19 protein-coding genes are annotated in these 22733 nt (G+C 73.8%); 8 read left to right on the forward strand and 11 right to left on the reverse strand.

Annotated features, from left to right (window positions below):
* Positions 1-4: 4 nt before the first annotated feature.
* Positions 5-700 (reverse strand): response regulator, encoded by a 696-nt coding sequence (locus tag ACFW47_RS25305; RefSeq protein WP_386284062.1) that lies wholly within the window; start codon positions 698-700, stop codon positions 5-7.
* Positions 697-1929 carry a sensor histidine kinase gene (locus ACFW47_RS25310; protein ID WP_386307218.1) on the reverse strand — a complete coding sequence of 411 codons (1233 nt, stop codon included), beginning with the start codon at positions 1927-1929 and terminating at the stop codon, positions 697-699. Before ACFW47_RS25310 ends, ACFW47_RS25305 begins: the two co-directional genes overlap by 4 nt.
* 603 nt (positions 1930-2532) lie before the next feature.
* Between ACFW47_RS25310 and ACFW47_RS25315 the strand changes: the two genes are divergently transcribed.
* The gene (locus tag ACFW47_RS25315) at positions 2533-3573 is read left to right on the forward strand and encodes a substrate-binding domain-containing protein (protein ID WP_386284057.1); all 1041 of its coding nucleotides are present in this window, start codon (positions 2533-2535) and stop codon (positions 3571-3573) included.
* Positions 3574-3593: 20 nt separating this feature from the next.
* Here ACFW47_RS25315 and ACFW47_RS25320 read toward each other — a convergent pair whose 3' ends face one another.
* The 3 genes from ACFW47_RS25320 to ACFW47_RS25330 are packed head-to-tail and all read right to left on the reverse strand — an operon-like array spanning position 3594 to position 7074.
* Positions 3594-4304, reverse strand: a complete 711-nt coding sequence (locus ACFW47_RS25320; RefSeq protein WP_386284055.1) for a sulfite exporter TauE/SafE family protein — start codon at positions 4302-4304, stop codon at positions 3594-3596.
* Complete coding sequence (locus ACFW47_RS25325) at positions 4301-5722, reverse strand: amidohydrolase family protein (RefSeq protein ID WP_386284053.1); 1422 nt, start codon at positions 5720-5722, stop codon at positions 4301-4303. Before ACFW47_RS25325 ends, ACFW47_RS25320 begins: the two co-directional genes overlap by 4 nt.
* Positions 5719-7074, reverse strand: coding sequence for a uracil-xanthine permease family protein (locus tag ACFW47_RS25330; RefSeq protein WP_386307219.1), 1356 nt, complete (start codon positions 7072-7074; stop codon positions 5719-5721). Before ACFW47_RS25330 ends, ACFW47_RS25325 begins: the two co-directional genes overlap by 4 nt.
* A gap of 448 nt (positions 7075-7522) precedes the next feature.
* Here ACFW47_RS25330 and ACFW47_RS25335 point away from each other — a divergent pair, with 448 nt between their 5' ends.
* Together ACFW47_RS25335 and ACFW47_RS25340 are read left to right on the forward strand one after the other, a co-directional pair.
* Positions 7523-8059, forward strand: coding sequence for a hypothetical protein (locus ACFW47_RS25335; RefSeq protein WP_386307220.1), 537 nt, complete (start codon positions 7523-7525; stop codon positions 8057-8059).
* 411 nt (positions 8060-8470) lie between these two features.
* Positions 8471-9070, forward strand: a complete 600-nt coding sequence (locus ACFW47_RS25340; RefSeq protein ID WP_386284049.1) for a LuxR C-terminal-related transcriptional regulator — start codon at positions 8471-8473, stop codon at positions 9068-9070.
* 46 nt (positions 9071-9116) lie between these two features.
* Here the strand turns inward: ACFW47_RS25340 and ACFW47_RS25345 are convergent, their stop codons facing one another.
* The 4 genes from ACFW47_RS25345 to lanKC form a co-directional block, all read right to left on the reverse strand.
* The gene (locus ACFW47_RS25345; RefSeq protein WP_386284047.1) at positions 9117-10916 is read right to left on the reverse strand and encodes an ATP-binding cassette domain-containing protein; all 1800 of its coding nucleotides are present in this window, start codon (positions 10914-10916) and stop codon (positions 9117-9119) included.
* On the reverse strand, positions 10913-12658 hold the full coding sequence (locus ACFW47_RS25350; protein WP_386307221.1) for an ABC transporter ATP-binding protein: 1746 nt from the start codon (positions 12656-12658) through the stop codon (positions 10913-10915). Before ACFW47_RS25350 ends, ACFW47_RS25345 begins: the two co-directional genes overlap by 4 nt.
* Positions 12659-12783: 125 nt before the next feature.
* Positions 12784-12912: a SapB/AmfS family lanthipeptide gene (locus ACFW47_RS25355; protein WP_018849360.1), complete on the reverse strand. Its 129-nt coding sequence runs from the start codon at positions 12910-12912 to the stop codon at positions 12784-12786.
* Positions 12913-12974: 62 nt separating this feature from the next.
* On the reverse strand, positions 12975-15557 hold the full coding sequence (gene lanKC, locus ACFW47_RS25360; protein ID WP_386284448.1) for a class III lanthionine synthetase LanKC: 2583 nt from the start codon (positions 15555-15557) through the stop codon (positions 12975-12977).
* 341 nt (positions 15558-15898) lie between these two features.
* Between lanKC and ACFW47_RS25365 the strand changes: the two genes are divergently transcribed.
* Entirely contained in the window at positions 15899-16468 is a 570-nt protein-coding gene (locus tag ACFW47_RS25365) for a chloramphenicol phosphotransferase CPT family protein (RefSeq protein WP_386284042.1), read from the forward strand.
* A 40-nt stretch (positions 16469-16508) separates the two neighbouring features.
* The gene (locus tag ACFW47_RS25370; protein WP_386284040.1) at positions 16509-17078 is read left to right on the forward strand and encodes an O-methyltransferase; all 570 of its coding nucleotides are present in this window, start codon (positions 16509-16511) and stop codon (positions 17076-17078) included.
* A 61-nt stretch (positions 17079-17139) separates the two neighbouring features.
* Here the strand turns inward: ACFW47_RS25370 and ACFW47_RS25375 are convergent, their stop codons facing one another.
* Positions 17140-17604: a GNAT family N-acetyltransferase gene (locus tag ACFW47_RS25375; protein ID WP_386284038.1), complete on the reverse strand. Its 465-nt coding sequence runs from the start codon at positions 17602-17604 to the stop codon at positions 17140-17142.
* Between the two features lie 131 nt (positions 17605-17735).
* On the opposite strand from ACFW47_RS25375, the gene ACFW47_RS25380 reads away from it, so the two are divergent.
* A complete protein-coding gene (locus tag ACFW47_RS25380) occupies positions 17736-19172 on the forward strand; it encodes a PLP-dependent aminotransferase family protein (protein ID WP_386307222.1) in 1437 nt (478 codons plus the stop codon).
* A 41-nt stretch (positions 19173-19213) separates the two neighbouring features.
* Here ACFW47_RS25380 and ACFW47_RS25385 read toward each other — a convergent pair whose 3' ends face one another.
* Positions 19214-20188, reverse strand: a complete 975-nt coding sequence (locus ACFW47_RS25385) for an aldo/keto reductase (RefSeq protein WP_386307223.1) — start codon at positions 20186-20188, stop codon at positions 19214-19216.
* 196 nt (positions 20189-20384) lie between these two features.
* Between ACFW47_RS25385 and ACFW47_RS25390 the strand changes: the two genes are divergently transcribed.
* Together ACFW47_RS25390 and ACFW47_RS25395 are read left to right on the forward strand one after the other, a co-directional pair.
* The gene (locus ACFW47_RS25390; RefSeq protein WP_386284032.1) at positions 20385-21500 is read left to right on the forward strand and encodes a MerR family transcriptional regulator; all 1116 of its coding nucleotides are present in this window, start codon (positions 20385-20387) and stop codon (positions 21498-21500) included.
* Positions 21501-22055: 555 nt separating this feature from the next.
* Positions 22056-22721, forward strand: coding sequence for a maleylpyruvate isomerase family mycothiol-dependent enzyme (locus ACFW47_RS25395; RefSeq protein WP_386284030.1), 666 nt, complete (start codon positions 22056-22058; stop codon positions 22719-22721).
* Positions 22722-22733 lie beyond the last annotated feature (12 nt).

Raw genomic sequence — 22733 nt, forward strand, 5'->3', positions numbered from 1 at the left:
CGGCCTACTCGCCCGGCGCCACCAGGCCCGATTCGTACGCGAAGACCACCGCCTGCGCCCGGTCGCGCAGGTCGAGCTTGGTGAGGACGCGGCTCACGTGTGTCTTCACCGTCTGTTCGGCCAGCACCAGCGTCCGGGCGATCTCCGCGTTGGACCGGCCGCGGGCCACCAGGGTGAGGACCTCGGTCTCGCGTTCCGTCAGGGCCTTCAGCCGCAGCGCGGGCCTGCCCTTGGCGGCGGGACGTTGCCGGGCGAAGTCCGCGATGAGCCGGCGCGTCACGGAGGGGGCGAGCAGCGCGTCGCCCGAGGCGACGACGCGCACCGCCGCGATGAGGTCGGCCGGCGGGGCGTCCTTCAGCAGGAAACCGCTCGCACCGGCCCGCAGCGCCTCGTAGACGTAGTCGTCCACGTCGAACGTGGTGAGCATCAGGACACGTGGCCGGTGCTCACCAGCCGCTCCGGCGCCCGCGCCGCCCGGCGGGGGAGCGAGGATGCGGCGCGCGGCCTCCAGCCCGTCCATCTCGGGCATGCGGACGTCCATCAGCACGACGTCGGGACGGGTGCGGCGGCTCAGCTCGACGCCCTGCGCGCCGTCGGGGGCCTCACCCACCACGTCGATGTCGCTCTGGGCGGCCAGCAGTGCGGCGAAACCCGCCCGCACCATGGCCTGGTCGTCGACGATGATGACGCGCGTGGTCACGTGAGGTCCTTTTCATCGAGGGGGAGTCGGGCGGCCACCCGGAAACCGCCGTCCGGCAGCGGTCCGGTGTCGAGGGTTCCGCCCACGAGCCGCACGCGTTCGCGCATGCCGACCAGGCCGTGCCCGGTGCCGCCCTCCTCGAGCGGCGCGACGGGTGGCTCGGGCGGCGGCCCGTTGACGACGAGGACGGTGAGCCGCGCACCGTCCTCGGCGGCGGACGCCGACACCGACACCCGCGTCGGAGCACCCGGCGCGTGCCGCACCACGTTCGCCAGGGCCTCCTGGACGATGCGGTACGCCGAGAGGCCCACCGTCTCGGACACGTCGGCGTCGCAAGGGGTGAACTCCACCGGCACGCCCGCCCGCACCGTCGCCTCCACCAGTTGACCGATCCGCGTCAGGCCCGGCTGGGGCACGAGCTCGCCGTGCGCCTCCTCGCTCCGCAGCACGCCCAGGAGCCGCCGCATCTCACCGAGGGATTCGCGCGCGGTCGCCGCGATGGACGTGAACTCCTCCTGGACGTCCGGGGGCAGCCGGTCGAGACGGTACGCCGCGGTGTCCGCCTGCACCGTGATCACGGACATGTGGTGCGCCACCACGTCGTGCAGCTCGCGGGCGATGCGGGCGCGCTCCTCCAGCAGCGTCCGCCGGCCGCGCTCGGCCTCGCTGATGGTCTCCTGCTCGGCCAGTCTGCGCTGCGCCTCGTACCGTTCGCGGAGCGCTGCGGCGAGCAGGAGCGTGATGCCGCCGAGGATGGTCGGCAGCAGGGTCATGGCATCGGTGCCGTGGGGCGAGGCGAACCCCAGGCCGATGTTCGCGCCCGCCGTCGCCAGCCACACCACTAGCAGCGTCCGGCGCCGCTCGCTGAGGCCCAGGGCTAGGCAGAGGCCGACGTACCCGACGATCTCCATGGGCGGGAACGGCCACAGGAGCCGCTCCTCGAAGTCGACGGTGAGCAGGGCGAGCGCCCCGGCGACATCCGCGGCGAAGACCACGTACCAGGCCCGCAGCGGGCGGACGACGGCGAGCAGCAGCGGTGCCGACTGTGCGACGGCCAGCGCGCTCGCCAGGCCGCCGTTCAGGCCGTAGTCGGCGGTGAGGACCTGGATGGTGGTGGGCAGCAGGGCGACGCAGAGCACGAACGCGACGCCCCACGGCAGCAGCCGCACCCACCGACGCGAAGCGCCCGCGAGCAGCGCGCGTGGGCGTTCCTCATCCACTGACGTCATGGGCATCACCTTATGCGCGTCGTGTGCGCAGCCGTTCACGCCGCCGGCGTGAAGCAGGACCCGTCCGTCCGGCGGTGTCCGGCGCGGTCGACCGGACGATGACGGCGAGAAGGCTAGGAAGGCGGTGCGGTGCGGGGCGTCCCCCCGGGGAGCCAGACCTGGTGTGATACCCGGGTAGGGGGTGGGCGACGGGCCGTCGGGGAGCAGGGCGGCCGGTGCGGGCACGCGTGACGTGTCCGCACCGGCGGCATCCTTGGCACCGGCAGCGATCAGGAGACGGCGGTCCCGAAGATGCCCGGTTCGTGGATCGCGTGACCGCGCAGGGCCTGCTTGCAGGCCGAATCCGTGTTGTTGCAGGCGGTTGCGGCAAGTCCACCGTCGGCCGCTCCCTGACCCAGCTGCCGCGCCCGGCTCCGGCACCGTCCGCCCGGCGTCCGGTTCGCCGCGCCCCTCGGCGGGGAGGGAGTGCCGCTCGCCCTCGCGGCACAGTCGGAGAGGGCGGCCGCCCTGGGACCGTCCGCCCACCCGCGACCAGTGGCCGTAGGCTGATCGGCGAAGATGGCTGGGTCAGCCACAACTGCCGGTGAGGGGTGTCCGTTCCACATGGCTCCGTCCGCCTCGGGTCCGAGGCCGCCCACGATCACGGACGTCGCACGCGCCGCCGGCGTTTCGCGCACCACCGTGTCGCACGCCCTCAACGGGCTGGGCAAGGTCGACCCCCGCACGCGCGAGCGCATCCGGCAGGTCGCCACGGAGCTCGGTTACCGGCCCAATCTGCGGGCGCAGCGGCTGCGGCGCGGGCAGGCGAAGGCCATCGCGCTGGCCTCCTCGATGCCGTTCGCCGTGGCGGGCGGGCCGTCCCGGCTCGGGTTCTACATGGAGGTCGCCGCAGCCGCCGCGGAGAGCGCCCTGCTCCACGACTACGCCCTCGTGCTCGTGCCGCCCGTGCAGTCCGGTTCGGCGCTGTACTCCGTCGACATCGACGGGGCCATCGTGGTCGAGCCGGACGTCGAGGACGCGGCCGCCGCCCAACTGCGCGAGCGCGGACTGCCGTACGTGGCGCTCGGCCGGCCGGTGTCGCCCGAGGAGGACGCCCCGTACGTCGACCTCCGCGGCCACCTGGTCGCGGACCTGCTCCTGGACCACCTGCGGGAGCAGGGCGCCGTTCGTCCGGCGCTGATCGTGGGCGCCGGCTCCCGGCACTCGTCCGTGGAAGCGGTCGCCGCCTACGAGCGACGCGCCGAGGAGCACGGCTGGACGCCGGTCGTGGCGAGGGTGCCGGAGTCGGGCGGTGAGCAGGCCGGGTACGAGTGCTGCGCCGCCCTGCTCGCCGAGCACCCCGGCACCGACGCCGTCTGCGCGCTGGTGGACGCCTTCGCGGTGGGCGCCGTCCGGGCGATCCGCGACAGCGGACGTGCCGTACCGGACGACGTCATGGTCGTCACCCGCTACGACGGCCTGCGCGCCCGCACCTGCGAGCCACCGCTCACGGCGGTCGACCTGCACCTGGACCGCGCGGCGTCGGACGCCGTGGAGCTGCTGCTGGGGCGGCTGCGCGGGGACACCGCCGCACCCTCGGTGGCGGTGTCCCCCGAACCGCGGGTGATAGCCCGCGCGTCGTCGCTGCGTACCGCCCGGGCCTGAACCCGGGCGGTACCGGCCCGTCACACTCCCAGCATCAGGACGAGCCCCGAGACCAGCGCGAAGACCAGGACGAACAGGCGCGTCCTGCGGGCGTCCAGCCGGTGGTGCACCAGACGGCTGAGCCATGCGCCCAGGGCGATCGCCGGCAGCAGGACGACGGCCCGGCCCAGCTCCGCGGCCTCTGCCTCCCCCGTGCCGAACAGCAGCGCCAGGGAGGCCACTTCCCCGACCAGGAAGCAGGCGGCGACGGTGGAGCGCAGTTCGGCGGGCGGCCGGTGCTGGTAGACCAGCGCCAGCGGAGGCCCGCCGACGCCGGTCGCGGTCTCGGTCAGCCCGGTCACCGCACCGGCGCCGACATAGGCGGCCCGGCCGGGCGTGAACGCGGGCGCGGCCAGGCTCACGACGGCCGCGAGCACGGTGGCCACGCCGACGAACACACCGAGGCTGCGTTCCGGGATCAGCCAGAGCACCGCCAGCCCGGCCGGGGTGGCGGCGAGCCGCGCACCGGTGATCCAGCCCGCGCCGCGCAGATCGAGCGACGCCCGTTCCCGCCAGGCCACGTACAGGTTGAGCGGGATCATCGACGCCAGGACGAAGACCGGTACCAGGTGCGGGTCGATGATGCCGGCCACGGGGGCGACGATCAGCGCGAAGCCGAGGCCGCTGCTGCCCTGGACGAACGCGGCCACGGCCACCGTGACGGCGAGCACCGCCAGCGTTGCGAACGTCACCGTGCCGCGCCCCGTTCCCCTGCCCGGCGCAGCGCGCGTGCCGCCGTGGAGGTCGGGTGGACCCGGGTCACACCCGCCCGGTCCACGACGGCGCGGGCGAGTTCGGTCGCGCGCCGCACCAGCGCGGGACCGTCCCAGTCGACGGGCGTGCCGTGCCACAGACGCAGCCGACCGGCGACGAAGACGGCAGCTATCTGGTCCCGGTTGCCGCGGCGTACGAGCTCCCAGGGCAGGTCCCAGGAGAGCGCGAGTTCCGGCGTGTCGACGTCGACGAGGAGGAAGTCGGCCGCCATGCCCGGAGCGACGGTGCCGGTGCGGGCACCGAGACCGACGGCGTCGGCGCCCCCGCTGGTGGCGCGCTCCAGCCAGGTCCAGCCGGCACCGCACGAGGAGTCACCGTTGACGAGACCGTACGCCAGCCGCTGGGCGAACTCGGCGGCCTCCGCGAGCCGGAAGCCGTCGCCGCGGGTGCCGTCGGTACCGAGCCCGAAGCGGATGCCGCGCTCGGCCATCGCGGTGGCGGGCGCGACCGCGTTGCCCTTCCACGCGCTGGCCACCGGGTTGTAGCTGACGGCGGTGCCGGTGTCGGCGAGCAGGGTCAGCTCGCGCGGTGTGAGGAGCGTGGCGTGCGCGGCGAGCAGCTGCGGGCCGAGCGCGCCGACGGCGTGCAGGTGCTCCAAGGGCCGCGACCCGTGCCGTACGAGGGAGCGTTCCACGCCCGCCAGGTGCTCGTTGACGTGGATCTGCACGACCGCCCCGGCCTCGGCGGCCAGGCGTGCGGTCGCGCGCAGGGTCCCTTCGGTGGCCGCCTCGGGGATGGAGACGGCCAGGGACGCGTGGACGAGCGGATCCCCGTCGTACCGGGCGAGGTGTTTCTCGGCCCGCTCCAGTACGGCCACGGAGCCGTCACCGCCACCGGTCTCGTCGGTGTCGTTGCAGACAAGGCCGAGTACGCAGCGGATCCCGGCGTCGCGCGCCGCCGAGGCGACCACGTCGGCGTCCACGTCGGCGCGGGTGCCGGCGTCGGCGACGGTGGTGAAGCCCCCGCGCAGCGCCTCCAGCGCGGCCAGCTTGGCCGCCGTGTACGCCGACTCCTCGTCCAGCGCGCCCTCCAGCGGCACCCAGACCCGGCGGAAGATCTCCGACGGCTCCCCGAAGGCGAGCGCTGCGCCGAAACTCTGCGTCAGGTGGTGGTGGGCGTCGACGAAGCCGGGCATCAGCAGCCGGCCGGGCAACGGTACGGCCCGCAGTCCGGGGTGGGCGCGCCGCACATCCTCCGCCGGACCGACGGCCTCGAAGCGGCCGTCGCGGATCACGACGGACCAGCCGTCGACGGGTCCTTCGGGGAGCAGGAGCTTGTCCGGCACGAGGAGCAACGGGCCGGGGGCGGCGAGGAGATCGCGTTCAAAGTGGGTCATCGGTCGCTTTCTGTGCGTGCTGCGGCCAGCCGGGCGGCGACGCCCGGACGGACGTGGTGGAAGAGGATGTTGAGGACGGCGGCGACGAACGCACCGACGGCTACGCCGCTCTCCAGGAGGATGCGGACGTTCGGCGGGAACCGGCCGTACACCCCGGGCACGAGGATCGGCAGCAGCCCCAGGGCCAGGGCGACGGCGCAGATGAACGTGCTGGTGTGCTTGTCGAGGTCGGAGCGGCCCAGCATCTGGATGCCGAGCACGGTGATGACGGCGAAGACGACCATGGCGGTGCCGCCGACGACGGCGGACGGGATCACGCTGATCGCGCGGCTGACGGGCGCGAGGAACCCGATCACGATGAGGACCACCCCGGCCGCGGCGGTGACGAACCGGCTGCGGACGCCGGTGACGCGGACGATGCCGATGTTCTCCCCACTGGTGACCATGAGCGGCAGTCCGAAGCAGCCGCCCAGGAGGGAGGTGAGGGCGTCACCGCGGACGGTCTTGGGCACGTCGGTCCGCGCGTCGATGTCCTTGCCGACGGCCTCGGCGTTGATGACGGTCTGCCCGGTGGCCTCGGCCATGGAGGCCAGGCTGTAGAGCATCAGCGGCAGCGCGGCGACGAGGTTGAAGACCGGCGAGCCGAACGGCATCGGCTCCGGGACGCTGAACAGGCCGCCACCCCCGGCGCTCCCGGTGTCGATCGCGCCCAGCACACCGGCGAGCGCGGTGCCGGCGAGCAGGCCCATCATCACGGCGAGTTGGCGCAGGATGCCGGTGAAGAGCAGGTAGAAGGCGACGGTGAACCCGATCGTCGCCATGCCGAGAGCGAGGTTGGAGGGGTCGGCGAAGCCGGTTGTGCCGGGCTGTCCGGTGACGAGCACCGCGCCGACCTTCACCAGGTTGACGCCCACGATGACGATCATGGTGCCGATGACCAGGGCGGGGAAGAACCTCAGCAGCCGGGAGAAGACCGGGAGCACGACGAAGTAGAACGCCGCCGTAAGGATCACCGCGCCGGTGGCAGTACGCAGCCCGTGCTGGTCGGCGATCGACAGGAACAGGATGAGCGGCGCCCCGCCCGGAAGCATGACGAACGGCAGCCGCGGCCCGAACTTCCAGGGCCCCAGCGACTGGATCAGTGATCCGACGCCGGACAGCACGAAGGCGGCCGAGAGCAGCTGGACGGTCAGTTCGGCGCCGAGCCCGAGGGTGGCGCTCATCAGGAACATCGCCGAGATGGGGGTCGCGGCCATGACGAGGACGTGCTGGACGCCGAAGAGCACGATCCGCAGGAGCGGACGTGACTCGTCGACCGGGTGGGGCGCCGGCCGGGCGCCGGTCCCGGCCAAGGCATGGACCTCTCCGGTACGGACCGCACCGGGGTCGTCGTGCTCGGCGGGGTGTGCGGTGGCTGATCGGCCGGCCGGGTGGGTGGCCGGCTGGGTGGCCGTTGTCGGGCCGGCTACGGGCGGTTGGCCGGCCACAGGCCGGCTCTTGCGGGGATCGGACACGCTCGGGCTCCGTTCGGGCGTACGGGCACAACGCTCGGGTTTCAGCCGCGATCCGGCCCCGGACGGGAGGCCAAATCGATTTGGCCAAATCGATTTGGCCGTCAGTATGGAAGGCCGTTCAGCCACCGTCAAGGGCTAGGCCGTCCGGCCCGGCGACGCCCCGTCGCACCGTTCGGCGCCCGAGCGGCGGTCACCGGTAGGTGTCCGGCCCGCGTGGCACACCTCCCCCGCAGTCGGGCCGGGTGAGCATGGAGCGACCCGTGTTCCCCCGAGCCGAGGCGATGCGATGCCCGACCGCGCCCACCACGTCCCTTTCGAGGCCACCGCACCCAGGGGTGGCCTGCGGCCACGACTGGCGGAGCGGTGGCTGTTCCGGGGCATCTACGGTCTGGTGCTGGCCAGCGCACTCGTGGCCGCACTGGACGTGCCGGGCGAGGAGGCCGATCCCGGCCAGGACGCGCTGTGGGTACTCCTGACCGCGCTGGCCGCGGGCGCCGCCCACGGGTACGCGCACGTCATCGCCCAGCGTGCCGCCGCCGAAGGAGCGGCGAGGCACGGCAGGACGCGGGCGGTTCTCGCCGAGTGGCCGCTGGTCGCCGCCGTACTGCCCACCGTGCTGCTCCTGCTCGGCGCGCTGGCTCGGTGGTGGAGCGAGGACACGGCCGCCGAAGTGGCCCTGCTGTTCAACACCGTCGCCCTGTTCTGTCTGGGAGTCTCGGCGGCCCGCACCGCCGGGCTCGGCTGGCCGGCCTCCTGCCGGGCAGGAGTCGCGGACATGCTGATCGGGCTGGTGGTCATCGCCGCGGACGCGCTGATCGAGTGACGCGGCGGCCGTACCGGCGCATGCCCCGGGGGGCCGGAGCGGGCGGGCCATTCGAGACACATTCACTTCGCCTGTTTTGAGTCTGTGACGCTCCGGTAACAACGGTCCGGCCGCGCAGCGCCGCCCCGCCCGCCGGGTACCCGCCGCCACGGCACCCGACGGGAGCAGCCAACGCGCATCCCGCCCGTCGGACGCGCCGGGGAAGCCCGGTGCGCCACGGACGTGTTCCGGCCGCGTCCCGCCTCGCCCGGGGCCGCCTTCCGGGCGTCGAGAACGGCGCGTTGGCATCGCTTCCGCTCCGAGGCGACGGGACTGCGTGCTTCTCGGGCGGTGACCAGGGGCAGACGGCTGGGGACTGGGGGACGAGCCCGGCGGTCCGCAGGGGCAACCGGGGAAGGCAGGGGGTTGTACATGGTCCGTGTTCTCGTGGTGCACGACGCCGCGCTGCTGCGGTCGGCGTTGGTGCAGTTGCTGCGGTCCGCCGACGGACTCGAGGTGTCGTCCATGCCGGCCCGCGGCGACGAACCTGACGACCACGACTTACCCGTGGACGTCTGCGTCGTCGACGGGGACTGTCTGGAGGGACCGCGGGAGGAAGTGGCCCGCGCGTCCTTCTGGAACCGGTGCGGGACGCGCCTCGTCGTCCTCGCCGCGCCCGAGCGGCCGGGGGTGTTGCGCAGGGCCTTCGACGCGGGCGTGCTCGGTTTCGTGGACAAGGACGCGCCCGCGCGGCGGCTGGTGGACGCCGTGCACACGGTGGCCAAGGGGGAGAGCTTCCTCGACGAGCGGCTCACGGTGGCGCTGCTGCGGGCGTCGCAGACGCCGCTGACGGCCCGTGAACTGAGCGTCCTGGCCGAGGCCTCACGGGGCTCGTCCGTCGCGGAGATCGCCGGCGGCCTGCACCTGTCCCGGGGAACCGTCCGCAACTACATGGCCAGCGCGATCCGGAAGGTCGGGGCACGCAACCGCGTGGACGCGATCCGCATCGTCCAGAGCGCCGGCTGGTTGTGACGGCGGGCGGGGTGAACCAACACCCCGCCCGCCCCCACTCGCACGCTCAGGTACGGCTCCAGTGCCCCACCAGATCGCGGTAGAGGGGCGAGCGTTCGAGCAGTTCCTCGTGCGTGCCGAACGCCGCCCGGACGCCGTCCAGGAGGAGGACCCGGTCGGCCCGGACCGCCGAGGACATGCGGTGGGCCACGACGAGCAGCGTCCCCGGACGTCGTGCGAGCGCCTTCTCGGCGCGCTCCTCCGACGCGGCGTCCAGGTGGCAGGTCGCCTCGTCGAGCAGGAGCAGCCGGGCCGTGGACAGGTACGCGCGCGCCAGCACGATCAGCTGGCGCTCGCCCTGCGACAGGTCGTCGGGCCGCAGCTCCGCGTCGAGCCCGCCCAGCCGCTCGACGAGGGGCGCCGCGCCGAGGTCCAGGACGGCGGCCTCGACGTCGGCCCGGGAGGCGCCGGGCCGCAGGTACGTGAGGTTGCCGCGGACGGTCCCGGTGAACACGTACGCCTGCTGGGGGGCCAGGACCCGCAGCGCGCGGAGCTCCGCCGGCCGACGGCCGGCGACCTCCCTGCCCGCGACCCGCACGGTACCGGTCTGCGGCGTGCACAGGCCGGCGATCAGCCGGGTGAGGGTGGACTTGCCGATGCCGCTGGGGCCGACGACGGCCACGTGTTCGCCGTCCTCCACGCGCAGGTCCAGCGCGTCGAGAACCGGCTCCGCCCGAGCGCCGTACCGCACGGTCACCGAGCACAGCTCCACCGCGGGGGCCTCCCGCGACCGCGCCGCGGCCGCAGGGCGGGGGAAGCTCGCCCGCCACCCGAGCGGGGGCGCTTCGGCGACGGGCGGGCTCGCCGCCTCCGGGCCGGTGAACCGCTCGAGGACGACGAGCAGTCTGCTCCCCGCCGCGCCGATGGCGGTCACCAGGGAGTGCACCGCGGGCAGCAGCGCCTGCGCGAGGTAGGTGAACGCTCCCAGCAGAGCGCCCGTGGTGACGCCCTGCGCGCGCAGCCACGGCACGGTCACCAGCAGGAGCAGCACGGGCAGCTGTGCCGCGGCCCCGAGCGCCAGGGCCCGTACCGCCGCCCAGCGGGCGAGGACACGGGAGGTCACCGCGGCACGTGCGACGAGACGTTCTCCGTCCCGGGACGTCTCCGGCAGGATTCCGCAGGCGGTGACGTCGCGCAGCGCCTTCCTCACTCGCGCGGCGTGGTCGCCCAGCGCCTCGTCCGCGGCGAGGGCCCGCCGCTGGGCCGCCGCCATCGGACGCAGCGTCAGCAGGAACAGGGCCACGCCTCCGGTCAGCGGTGGCACGACGATCAGCACCAGAGCCGGGTGCAACGAGAGCAGCCCGGCCAGTGCCCCGGCCGCCGTGAAGACGAAGGAGCGCAGGGTGAGCACGAGACCGGCGAAGCTGTCCCGCACCATCTCCACCTGGTTGGTGAGCCGCGAGACGGCCGCGCGGTCCCCGCCACCGGGCCGGGACAGGGCGCGGGACAGCGACCGGTCCACCGCGCGGCGCACGAGACGGTCACGCAGCGGTTCCGTCAGCCCGGCCAGCTCGGCGAAGACCCCTCTGATCACCGGGGCTCCCAGCAGCACCGCGCAGGCGGCGACCGCCAGCCAGCCGAGGCCCGCGGCGGTGTCTCCGGCGAGGAATCCACGGTCGAGGGCCTGCGCCACGCCGTAGCCGACCAGGAAGGTCTGGACCGACTCCGCCACCGACCACGCGGCGAGCCGCACGAGCACGCCCTTGCGTTCGGCGAGGAAACGACGGGCGGACGGCCCGAGCCGGTGCTCGGCTCCCGAGCCACGGCGGGAGCCCGCCGTGAAGGCCGGTTCCTCGGTGGGCGTCACGGTCGTGCCTCCTTCCGCAGCGCGCCGACCCGCCCCTGGGGGGCTCCTTCGCCGGTGGACGATCCGCCGCCTTCCTCCCGCCCGCCGAACACCGCCCGGTAGGCGGCCTCCCGCCACAACCGTCGATGCGGGCCGACCGCCCGGACCCGCCCGTCCTCCAGCCAGATCACCAGATCGGCCCGTGCCGCCACCGACGGCCGGTGCGTGACGACCAGGCGGGTGGCGACGGAGGGGGAGCGCCGCTGAGCCCGTTCCACCGCGTGCTCCGTGGCGGTGTCGAGGCTGGAGGTGGCGTCGTCCATGACCAGCATCCGGCCCGCGTGCGCGAACGCGCGTGCCAGCCCCAGGCGCTGGTACTCACCGCCGGACAGCGGCGCGTCGGCGAGCGGTGTGTCGTACCCCTGCGGCAGCCGGAGTACGAAGGCGTCGGCACCGGCGAGGCGGACGGCCGAACGGACCTGGTGGGGCGAGACGGTGCGAGGGCCTGCGGCCACTGCCTCCGCGACGGTGCGGTCGCCCAGTTCCGGACGGGCGAAGGCGAAGCCCACCTCGGCGCGGAGACTCGGCCGGGTCAGCGCGTCGAGGGGTGTGCCGTCCAGCAGGACCCGTCCCCGGTCGGGATCGGTCAACCGGCCGGCCACCGCGGCCAGGACGGACTTGCCCGAGCCGCTGCGGCCCACGACCGCGGCGGTCCGGCCGCCCGGCACCGTCACCCGGTCCGCCCGCAGGACCTCCGCGCCCCCTCGTGACACCCGCACCCCGCGCAACTCCAGCGTCCCGGGTCCTCCCGGGGAGAGCGTGCGGGTTCCGTAAGACAGCGGGGGCAGCTCCTCCAGGGTCCGGGTGCGCTCCCGCGCCGCGCGGCCCCGGGCCACCGCGCCGACCAGTGTGGCCGCGCCGCCGATCCCCGCGGCCAGTTGGGCGTACCGGATCACCGCCAGCAGTTCGCCGGCGCTCAGTACGCCCGCGCCGAGCCGGAGGCCGCCCACGGCGGTGGCGGCCACGGTCAGCAGCGGCACGAGGACACCACCGGTGGCCAGCGCCCGCCCGTGCAGCTTCCACATACGTTCACCGAGCGCTCCCAGTTCGGTCAACGGGCGCAGAACGCGGTCGCGTTCACGGGCGGCGGTGCCCGCGGCGGCGATGGTCTCCGCGCCCTCGACGGCCTCCAGCAGCCGGGACGCGATGTCCGACTGCACCCGCTGGTAGGCCCCGACCGACACGCCCGTGTCCCGCGCGAACGCCCTCAGCAGCAGGGCCAGGGCCGGCAACCCGACGAGGACGCAGGAGGCGACCCACAGATCGACGACGGCCAGCGCGACCAGGGCGCCGGCCGGTGTCACGAGTGAGGCCGCGAGTGCCGCCCTGGCCGCCGGAGCGGCACCCGCGTCCGAGGCGTTGAGGGTGAGCCGCGTCGCGACGTCCCCGGGAGGGTGCGCGCGGGCCGTGTCCGGCACGGCGTACAGGAGCCCGCGCAGTGCGCGGGAGCGGATGGCGGCGGTCCAGTCGGCGGTGCACCGGCCGGTCAGGAACGCGGTGAGACCGTCGAGCAGGATCTCGCCGACGAGGAGTGCGACGCTCGCCGCGAGCCAGGGGCCGGCGTCGCCCCCGCCCAGCAGCAGGTCGAGGGTGCGGCCGAGGGCGAAGGGCTGGGCGACGGCGGCGGCCGCCGCGGCCACCGAGCATCCCAGCACCAGCAGTTCCGGCCCGCGCCCCGGCTCGGTGCCGGGCGACTTCTCCACCGGACGCGAAGGCCCTGGGACCGGAGCGCTTCCCACCGGTCTGCCCCTCTCCTGATCGGCGCCAACGGGCGCGACACGGTGAGCGCGGAGTGCCGCGCCCACCGTGTCGGCTGGTCCGGACGACGTCAGTTACACGTCGTCACGCTGAGGCTGCTGTCGCCGCAGAGCAGCAGGCTCGCGCGGCTGCCGGTCTCCACGTCGCCCATGGCCTCTTCCTTCGGGGTCTCCAGCGACTGCAGCTCGAACAGGTTCATGTGTTCTTCCTTCCATGTGACAAACGGGTGGTGTTCTCTTCACGGCCCCGTCGGGGACCGGCTCATGGGCGCCGCTGGTCCAGCGGCGCTGGGAGGAACGGCAGACCGGCGGGCCGGTCGCCGTGGACGGAGGCGACGGCCAGCAGACATCCGGCCGTCCCGGTGGACAGGTCCATGGACAGGCGCATCATCTGCTCGCCGGGGAAGGCGAGGTGATCGCGGTACGACATGGCGTGCCAGGCCAGCGCGTCGATCTGCCGCCGGACCGCCGCGGGGCCGGTCCCCGGTCCGGTGGCGGACGTGCGCCCCAGGAAGAGCACCATGCCGGCCACCCCCCGGTACAGCCCCGGCTGGGCGTAGAACATGGCCTGCGCCGCGCGTACGATCTCGTGCCGCGCCCGCTCGAACCGCTCGTCGGCGCGGTGCGCGAGGTAGTCGTCGAGCACCATGCCGATGCCCACGCTCCCGGCGCCGAGATACGGCATGGTGCGCCAGCCCTCGTCCACCTGGAGGGCTCCTCCCGCGCCGTGCACGCAGTGCGAGAGGTCCCGGCGCAGCGCGTCGCGCGCCAGATCGAGCAGAGCGGCGTCGCCCGTGCGCTCGTACCGGCGCAGGAACAGCAGGGCGCTGCCCGTCGCGCCGTACAGCAGGCCGGCCCGACTCCGGCGGCCTGGTGCGTCCTCCGCGGAGCGGCGGGCGCTGAGCTCGACGCACCGTGTCGCCGCGTCGCGCAGGGCGGTGTCGCCGGTGCGGTCGGCCAGGGAGTCCAGCGCCAGCCCGACCCCGGCCGTCCCGCTGTGCAGGTCGGTGGAGAGACGGTCGAGCGACTGCTCGGCCAGGAGCCGCGCGAGCTCCAGCGACCTCGCCCGGTGACCGAGACGGTCCAGGACCCACGCGGTACCGGCGATCCCGTCGTGGAAGCCGAGCGGCATCCCCGAGGGCAGGTCCTCCGTCCGGTCGAGCAGCCACTGCTCCGCGTTCTCGTCGCGCTCGGCCCCGCTCTCGGCCAGGGCGTAGAGCACCCCGGCCGCTCCGTGACCGAACGAGAGCCCGCCGCCCGCGGTGGCGAACTGGGCGACGTCCCCCGGGTAGAGACGGTCGTCGCGCGCGGGCGTGGCCGACGCGCGGATGGCCGCCGTCATCGAGTCCCGGCTGCGGGGCCAGTCGCCGGGCGGGACAGGGACGAACCGACGCCCCGTACGGCGGGCGGCCGGTGACGCGCCGGACGCGCCGGTGATCTCGTCGACCGCCGCGTCCAGGAACGCCCGCGGTACGGGGAACTGCCGCGCGACCAGATCCGCGAGGTGCTCCGCCTTGCGCCGGTCCAGGGCCAGCAGGCTCGTCAGCGGCAGGAAGAGGGCCAGGCGCAGACAGGCCAGCGCGTACCGGTCCACGGCGGTGCCCCGCCGGCCCGAAGGAGCCACGAACCCGGGGTGGGCGACCGTCTGGCGGCCCGGCTCGTCGACGTGGTGCGCGGCCTCGAAGTCGAGCAGGGCCACCCGTCCGTCGTCTCGGACCATGATGTTGAACAGGTGCAGGTCGTTGAAGACGACGCCCCGGGCGTGCACTTGCGAGACGGCCCGCTCCACCTGGCCGTGCACGTCGAGCGCCCACTCGGTGTACTCGGCCAGCCGCCGGTCGTCCGGGTCCGCCTCGATGAGCGGGTGACGCCGGGCGAAGAAGGTGTTGAGGGGCTTGCCGTCCAGGTATTCAAGAACCAGGAAGTGATGCTCGCCCACGGCGAAGCGGTCCCGCACCTCGGGGGTGCAGTCCAGCCCCGACAACCGCTCGAGCGCCCGCTGCTCGCGGTCCAGCCGCGCCACCGCGTCCGCGCCGTCCGCCGCCAGCCCGGCGTACGGACGGGCCTCCTTCAGGACGACGGCCTCGCCCGTGCGGGTGTCCCGGGCCCGGTAGACACCACCGCCGTTCGAGAAGTGGATCGCCGACTCGACGGTGTACGGGATGCCGGCCATCGTGACCGTCGCCCGCGCGTCGAGGTGCGGCTTCAGGAAGGCGGGGACACTCACCCAGTCGGGCACGCGGAACACCGGTCCGCGGACGTCGGGCACCAGCTCGCCGGACGGATCGGCGATGGCCGGCCGCAGCTCCCCCTGGTCGTCGTAGCAGTCGCGGCGGGTGAAGCTGCCGTAGCGCACGTGCACCGGGCCCCGGCCGATCCTGAGGTCGCTGAGGATGTGCGGCCCGGCCTCGCCGTCCAGCAGGGCGGCCAGCTCGCCCACGACCCGCTCGAACCGCCCCTCGTCCGCCGGGTACACCGTGACGAACTTCCCGCTGCCCGACCGGTCCGCGTACTTGGCGTTGCGCCGGTGCAGCAGGTAGCGGCTCGGCACGAACTTGAACGCGATGCCCCGGGCGAGGCAGTACTCCCGTACTCGCGCCAGCACGGACTCGGCGTTGTCCAGACAGGCGGACACGTGGAGCTTCCAGCCCTGCGCCGGCAGTACGGCGTCCACGGGGCGCAGTGCGAGCCAGTCGCCCGTCTCGGTGCGCCGCCATCCCGGCGGTACCGGCAGGTCGGCCACCGCGTACCGGGTGCCGGCGGTCGCCGTGCCGGGAGTGGCACGGTGCGGCGCGTCGTAGAAGTGCGGGTCTGCGTCGCAGTACACGGCGTAGCCCTTGTTCACGCCTTCTCCCTCCACCGGGTCGGTGCCGGGTAAGACGCTGTCACGGGCCGCCTCGCCGGGGACAGTCACAGCTGTCACCTGTCCGGCGTGCGGAACTCACAGGTAACCGCACCTACGTTCGGATTGCGTTCGCGTGCCCGAACACCGCCGCAGTTCCCGGTCCTTTCTCTCGCCTCCGACCGGTACACGGCCTCCTCCACGGCATCGAACCCCAGCAGGGCCAGCAGGTCCGGGCCGGCCTCCCGCGACGTGCGCTCTCCCACGCCCGCCCCCACTCTCCCGTGCTGCTCCGGTTCACCGGCGGCGCCTCCGCCGCCCACCACGGTGGGATCATGAGGCGCATGGCGTCCGGACAGGTCATCTTCCTCAACGGCACTTCCAGCTCCGGGAAGTCGAGCATCGCCCGGGAACTGCTCGACGTCCTGGACGACGGTGTCTACTTCCACCTGGCGGTGGACAGCTTCAACGCGATGCGCACCAAGCGGGACCTCGGCCCCGAGGAACTCGACGCCGCCCTGCGGCGTACCAGGCAGGGCTTTCACCGCTCGATCGCGGCCATGGCCGAGGTGGGCAACAACATCGTGGTCGACCACGTCCTCAGCGAACCCTGGCGCCTGCTCGACTGCCTCACGGTGCTACGCCCCCAGGACGTCCTGTTCGTCGGTGTCCACTGCCCCCTCGATGAACTGGTCCGTCGCGAGCTGGCCCGGGGCGACCGCCCCGCCGGCCTCGCCGAGCTCCAGTACGACCTCGTGCACGCGCACGGCGACTACGACATGGAATGCGACACCGGCACGGCGACTCCACGCGAATGCGCCGAGCGGATCAGAGACTTCCTTCCCGGGCGACCCACCCCCACGGCCTTCACCCGGCTGCGCGAACGCTGTCTGCCGAGCCGACGCCGGACGTGAGGCCGTGCTTCGTCGACGCGGCGAGGAAAGGGGACGCGTGATGACGGAAGGGCCCGCGTTGCCTTCCCGCGTGGCAGCCGCGCAACGTGCCGCTGCCGAAGCGGGGTTCGAGCAGAGCTGCATCCCGGACGTGGGCAGACTGCTCGGTCTGGCCGCCACCGCGAAGCCTCACGGGATCATCGCCGAGAGCGGCACCGGCTTCGGAGTGGGGACCGCCTGGCTGCACAGCGGACTGGGCGCCGGCGCCCGCCTGATCACCGTCGAGCATGACGAGGAGGCGGCCCGTCGAGCGGCCGGTGTCTTCGCGGACGACGACCGCGTCAGCGTTCTCACCGGGGACTGGCGGCTGCTCGCACAGCACGCCCCCTTCGACGTCTTCTTCTGCGACGGCGGAGGCAAGCTCGACGATCCCGAGGGCGTCGTCGGCATGCTCGCTCCGGGGGGCCTTCTGGTACTGGACGACTTCACGCCCTCGCCCCACTGGCCGCCCCGCTTCGGTGGCGAAGTGGATGAGCTCCGCCTGTTCTACCTCGCTCATCCAGCACTGAGGGCCACCGAAGTACTCACCACACCGTTCAGTTCCGCGATCGTCGCGGCACGCCGCCCGTAGCCGGGAGGACCGCACCGCGCGCTCCCGCCGGCACGCCGGGCGGCCCCGCCCGCTCCGTGCCTCAGGCGACCGTGCGGCGGAAGACCTGCCGTGAACCGCCCTCGGGCCCAGGGGCGGCGGCCTCTCCGGGGACGAAACCGAGGCGCTCGTAGAAGACCCGGGCGCCGCTCACGTGCGCTCCGGGGTGGTCGCTGCCGAAGGTGACCACCTCGACCGTGCCGGGGCCGCGAACCCACCGGCGCATCGCTTCTTCCATGAGCGCGCGGCCGACGCCAGTCCCGCGCGCCTGCTCGGACACGACGAGCCAGTGAACGTGGTAGTCCGGTGCCGTCGGGCCGAACAGCATGGCGCCCAGGAGGGGCGAACCGACGGGGCCGGCCACGAGCGCCTCCGACCGGTCGATGTGGTCCCGCACCGCCGCGTGGAAGCCGGCCTCACCGACCATCGGACCGAACCAGTGCTCGACCTGCCCCGCCAACGCGAGGAAACCCGGGACGTCTTGCGCTTCGGCGAGTCTGACGTTCATCCCCACAGTCTCGCAGACCGGCCGGTGCCGCCACAGCCGCCGACCAGTGCGGCGCGGGTGTCCGGCCCGTGCCGGCCGAGCACCGCGCCCGCCGCTCGACCGGCGCGGACCGGTCGGTAGCATCGGCTGCCGTGGCAGACGATCGGACGGACTCGGCCTGGGGGACCTTCCTCGAACTCGGCCACCCCGCCGAGGGCCCGATGCACGTCCGGCTGACCCGTGCGCTGCGGACGGCTGTGACCGGCGGACGGATCGCCTCGGGCAGCGCCCTGCCGCCGAGCAGGTCCCTCGCGGCGGACCTGGGCTGCTCGCGGTGGGTCGTGACGGAGGCGTACGCACAGCTCGTCGCCGAGGGGTACCTGGAGGCGCGCAGCGGCTCGGCCACCAGGGTGCGGGCGCAGGCCGTCCCCGCGTCGGCGAACAGCCACGCCGATGCCCCCGCGCCGTGGGAGCCGGAGTTCGACATGCTGCCCGGCGTGCCCGACCTGCGGGCGTTTCCCCGCAGACGGTGGGCGGACGCGGTGCGGGAGGCCACCGGCGCACTGACGTGGGGCGAGCTCGGCTACCCCGACGCGGCCGGTCTCGCCCGGCTCCGGCAACGGCTCGCCGCGTACCTCGTACGGGGCCGCGGCGCGTCCCTGGACGCCCGGCGGCTCGTCGTCTGTGCCGGCACACTGGACGCGGTGCTCAGGCTGTGCCGTGCCCTGCGGGCCGACGGCCACACCCATGTGGCCGTGGAAGACCCCGGCTGGTCGCGGCTGGGCGCCACGGCCGGGGCGGCGGGTCTGGTGCCCGTCCCGGTTCCCGTGGACGGTGACGGTCTGCGGGTGGACCTGCTCAGGCGCACGCCCCAGGTGCGGTCGGTGATCCTGGCCCCCGCCCACCAGTTCCCGACCGGCGTGGTCCTCGCCCCGGCCCGCCGAGCCGAACTGGTCGCCTGGGCCCGTGAGGTCGACGGCCTCGTGCTGGAGGACGACTACGACGCCGAGTTCCGCTACGACCGCCACCCCGTCGGCGCCCTCCAGGGCATGGCTCCCGAGCACGTCGTGCTGATGGGCTCGGTCAGCAAGACGCTGTCGCCGGCCCTGCGGATCGGCTGGGCGGCGGCGCCGCCGCGCTGGGCCGACGCCCTGGCCGCGGACCACGTCGGGGGCGTGCCGCCGCCCGTCATCGACCAGGAGGCGTTCGCCCGGTTCCTGGACCGCGGAGCCTACGACCGGTACCTGCGGGCCTCCCGGCTGCGCTACAAACGCCGCCGCGACCACCTCCTGCGCGAACTCGAGGAGTCGCTGCCCGGGTTCCGGGTGTCCGGCGCGGCGGCCGGTTTCCACCTGCTGCTGTCCCTGCCGGACTGCCCGGCGCCCGCCGTCGTCGACGAGGCCGCACGGCGCGACCTGAGGCTCGCGGACCTCGACGACTACCGCATGGTGCGGACCGCGGGCACCGCGGGCACGACGCTGGTCCTCGGCTACGGCAATCTCACCGACCGGGCCGTCCCCGGCGCCGTGCGACGCCTGGCACAGGCCGTCGACGCGGCTCGGCGCACCGGCGGCCCGCCGAGCCGGTGAGGGCCGGGGAGCGACCGGCCCGAGGGGCGGCGCGGGGCACGTCAGCCCGTCGCGGCGTGGTCGAGCCGCGCCCTGCTCTCCGCGGGCAGCCCCAGCTCCACCGCGCCCAGCACTTCGTCCAGCTGCGCGACGGAGCTCACCCCCACGATCGGGATCACCGGCGGATCGCCCCCGAGCAGCCAGGCCAGTACCACCTGGTTGGGCGTGGCACCGAGTTCGTCGGCCACCTCCCGCAGGACGCTCAGGCGCTGCCCGGTTCCGGGGTGGTCGTAGGCGGCCGGCAAGGTTTTGTCGGGCCGTGTATAGGCGCCCGAGAGCAGCGACGAGTAGGCCATCAGCGTCAGGTCCGGCTCACTGCGCACGTAGTCGAGGAGCTCGGCGGTCACGTGGACGTGGCCGCTCTCCGGGAGTCCGATGTCGAAGCGCGGCTGGAGGTAGGAGTAGCGCTGCTGGACGCAGGTGTACGCGGTCCAGCCGTTGGCCCGGGCGATCGAGCGGGCCCGCTCGGTGCGCCAGGTGGTGTGGTTGGAGCAGCCGAGCACCGACACCTTGCCGCCGCCGACCAGTTCCTCGAGCGCACCGAGCGTCTCCTCCAGGGGGACGGACCGGTCCTCGATGTGCGTCCAGTACAGATCGAGGCGATCGGTGCCCAGGCGTCTCAGGCTGTCCTCCGCGGCCTTGCGTATCACCGGTGCCGACAGCCCCTCGGCCGTCTCCAGGCCGCTGCCGGGCACGGTCGGCCGGGCCCCGGCCTTGGTGGAGATCACGACCTTGTCGTGCATGCGGCGGCTGGCCAGCCATCGGCCGACGGTGCTCTCGCTCTCGTCCCCGGTCCCGCCGGGAACCCAGAACGCGTAGTTGTCGGCGGTGTCGACGAGATCGCCGCCGGCCTCGGTGAAGCGGTCGAGAATGGCGAAGGACGTCTTCTCGTCCACGGTGGTGCCGAAGGGCAGTGCGCCCAGGCACAGGGCGCTGGCGACGGGGCCCGACGGGCCCCCGACTCGGCGTCGGAGCAACGGTGTCACCTCACTTCGTGCCCGCACGCCGAAGACGCGCGGGATCGGACAGGAACGTCTCCACCGTAGGAAGACAACGGTCCGGTGTCCCGGTCCGTTGGGACACCGGAAAACCGGACCGATTCGCGCCGGACGACGCCCGGCCCGCCCCCCGGCGCTTGACCCTCACGTGGCGTCATACCGCATAGTCCGTGGCATGGAAGACCACCTGACCGTGGGACGCGTGGCCGAGCTGGCCGGGGTCAGCGTCCGCACGCTGCACCACTATGACGAGATCGGCCTCGTGCGGCCGTCCACGCGCACCGCGGCCGGGTACCGGGCCTACGCGGCGGCCGACGTGGAGAGACTGCGGCAGGTGCTCGCCTACCGGCGACTCGGTTTCGGACTGCGCGAGATCGCGGACCTGGTCGACGACCCCGCCACCGACACGGTGGCGCACCTGCGTCGTCTGCGCGGTCTGCTGCTGGACCGGCGCGATCGCGCCGCTGCCGCCGTGACGGCCATCGACAGGGAACTGGAGGCACGGGCCATGGGGATGAGGACCACACCGGAGGAGCAACTGAGGGTGTTCGGCGCGCAGCTGTACGACGTCATCGGGTCCGCGTATCCGGCGACGCGGCGCACCGAACCGCGGATCGCCGCGAGGATCTGGGACGCGCTCGGGGACGCGCGGACCGTGCTGAACGTCGGGGCCGGCACCGGCTCCTACGAGCCCCCCGACCGTGACGTGACGGCGGTGGAACCGTCGGCCGTGATGCGCGCGCAGCGACCGGCGGGCTCGGCGCCGTGCGTGGCCGCCGCCGCGGAGCGCCTGCCCTTCGAGGACCAGTCGTTCGACGCGGCGATGGCGGTCAGCACCGTTCACCACTGGCCGGACCCGGTCGCCGGTCTGCGGGAGATGCGGCGCGTGGCCCGCAGGGTGGTGGTGTTCACCTATGACGCCAGCAGCACCGGCTGGCGTGACCGCTTCTGGCTCACCCGCGACTACCTGCCCGAGTTCGGCGGCCTCCTGGCCGACTGGCCCTCACTGGCCGACCTGACCCGCGCGATCGACGGTCGCGCGGAACCGGTGCTCGTCCCCTGGGACTGCGCCGACGGCTTCTTCGAAGCACACTGGCGCCGGCCCGAGGCCTACCTGGACGAACAGGTGCGCCGCGCGGTGTCCGTGTGGACCCGGGTCGGGCCGGAGGCGGAGCAGCGGGCGGTGGACGGTCTCCACGACGACCTCTCCTCGGGCCGGTGGGCCGAGCGCAACCGCGACCTCGTCGCCCTCGACGCCGCAGAGCTCGGCCTGCGCCTCCTCGTGACGTGAACCGGCGCTGAGGGTCGTCAGCGCCGGTCCACGTCACGGTCTGTGCCGAAGGGCCACGGTGGTCACCCCGTCCCCGACCGCCCGGGGCACCGAGAGGCGGAAGCAGTCGTCCGGTGTCCGGGCGGCACGCGCCTCGGCGTCCGGACCTCACCCTGTGGTCGTCCATGTCACCGGGCTGCTGCACCAGTTCGCAGCCCGGGGCGGCGACCGCACCGATCCGTTCACGTCGCCGCCCGGGCGGGTGCAACTCGTCGCCTGCGCGGGTCCTGGCGGCCCGCACCGGCCACCTGCTCGGCACCCACCACATGGCCGCCCGCACCTCTGCCACCCGCAGGCCGTTCGGCGAACCCGGTGCGCACACCGATGAGTTGGAACCACCCGGCGACAAGCCGTTCCGCACTTCGGTCGCGTTGGTGGCGCCGTCGGAACGGTCACCCGGCGGGCGATGACTTCGGTCCAGTGGGGGAGTCTCTTGTTCGAACACCTGCCGGACGAGCACGTTTTCCGGACCAGGTGCGTCCCGGAAGCACGGCTCGTGACAGGAGACTCGCCCGCATGACTGGTTCGGAACTGGCGGCAGACCGCAATCCGAGGACTGAGGTCTGGTCATTGATCCACACGGAGCGAGCGGCGCTGGCGGCCGACCTCGCCGACCTGCCCGACGACCAGTGGTCGGCCCTGTCGCTGTGCGCCGGGCTGACGGTGCGTGAGGTACTGGCGCACCTCACCGCGGGGGCGAGCCTCAACGCAGTGCGCTGGCTCGCGGGTGTGATCCGCTGCCGGTTCGACTTCGACGAGCAGGTGGCGATGCGGCTGGCCGAACAGCTCGGCGCGACCCCGGCCGAAACACTGGACCGGTTCCGACGCGTCGTCCCCAGCAGGACCAAGCCGCCCCTCCCCGCCGTGGCCATGCTCGGCGAGACGATCGTGCACGCGGAGGACATCCGGCGTCCGCTGGGCATGCGTCGGGACTACCCGATCCGGGCGGTCACCCGGGTCGCCGAGTACTACCGAGGGTCGGATCAGGTGGTCGTTGCCAAGGGACGCATCACCGGCCTGCGACTCGTCGCGGACGACGGCCCGTTCGAAACCGGCTCGGGTCCGCTCGTGTCCGGCAGCACTCTGGCCCTGACGATGGCCATGACCGGACGCGCGGCCCACCTCGACGACCTGGAAGGCGAGGGTGTCGAGCGCTTGCGCGAGCGCTGCGGAACGGTGTGAGGGGAAGCCTTC

Source organism: Streptomyces sp. NPDC058796, assembly GCF_042745235.1.
Taxonomy (GTDB): Bacteria; Actinomycetota; Actinomycetes; order Streptomycetales; family Streptomycetaceae; genus Streptomyces.

Excerpts from the sequence above, each read along its gene's own strand:
- ACFW47_RS25355 (WP_018849360.1), bottom strand. The coding sequence starts at position 12,912 with ATGAACCTGTTCGAGCTGCAGTCGCTGGAGACCCCGAAGGAAGAGGCC.
- ACFW47_RS25390 (WP_386284032.1), top strand. The coding sequence starts at position 20,385 with ATGGAAGACCACCTGACCGTGGGACGCGTGGCCGAGCTGGCCGGGGTC.
- ACFW47_RS25315 (WP_386284057.1), top strand. The coding sequence starts at position 2,533 with ATGGCTCCGTCCGCCTCGGGTCCGAGGCCGCCCACGATCACGGACGTC.
- ACFW47_RS25375 (WP_386284038.1), bottom strand. The coding sequence starts at position 17,604 with ATGAACGTCAGACTCGCCGAAGCGCAAGACGTCCCGGGTTTCCTCGCG.
- ACFW47_RS25340 (WP_386284049.1), top strand. The coding sequence starts at position 8,471 with ATGGTCCGTGTTCTCGTGGTGCACGACGCCGCGCTGCTGCGGTCGGCG.
- ACFW47_RS25395 (WP_386284030.1), top strand. The coding sequence starts at position 22,056 with ATGACTGGTTCGGAACTGGCGGCAGACCGCAATCCGAGGACTGAGGTC.
- ACFW47_RS25325 (WP_386284053.1), bottom strand. The coding sequence starts at position 5,722 with ATGACCCACTTTGAACGCGATCTCCTCGCCGCCCCCGGCCCGTTGCTC.
- ACFW47_RS25365 (WP_386284042.1), top strand. The coding sequence starts at position 15,899 with ATGGCGTCCGGACAGGTCATCTTCCTCAACGGCACTTCCAGCTCCGGG.
- ACFW47_RS25310 (WP_386307218.1), bottom strand. The coding sequence starts at position 1,929 with ATGACGTCAGTGGATGAGGAACGCCCACGCGCGCTGCTCGCGGGCGCT.
- ACFW47_RS25335 (WP_386307220.1), top strand. The coding sequence starts at position 7,523 with ATGCCCGACCGCGCCCACCACGTCCCTTTCGAGGCCACCGCACCCAGG.
- ACFW47_RS25370 (WP_386284040.1), top strand. The coding sequence starts at position 16,509 with ATGACGGAAGGGCCCGCGTTGCCTTCCCGCGTGGCAGCCGCGCAACGT.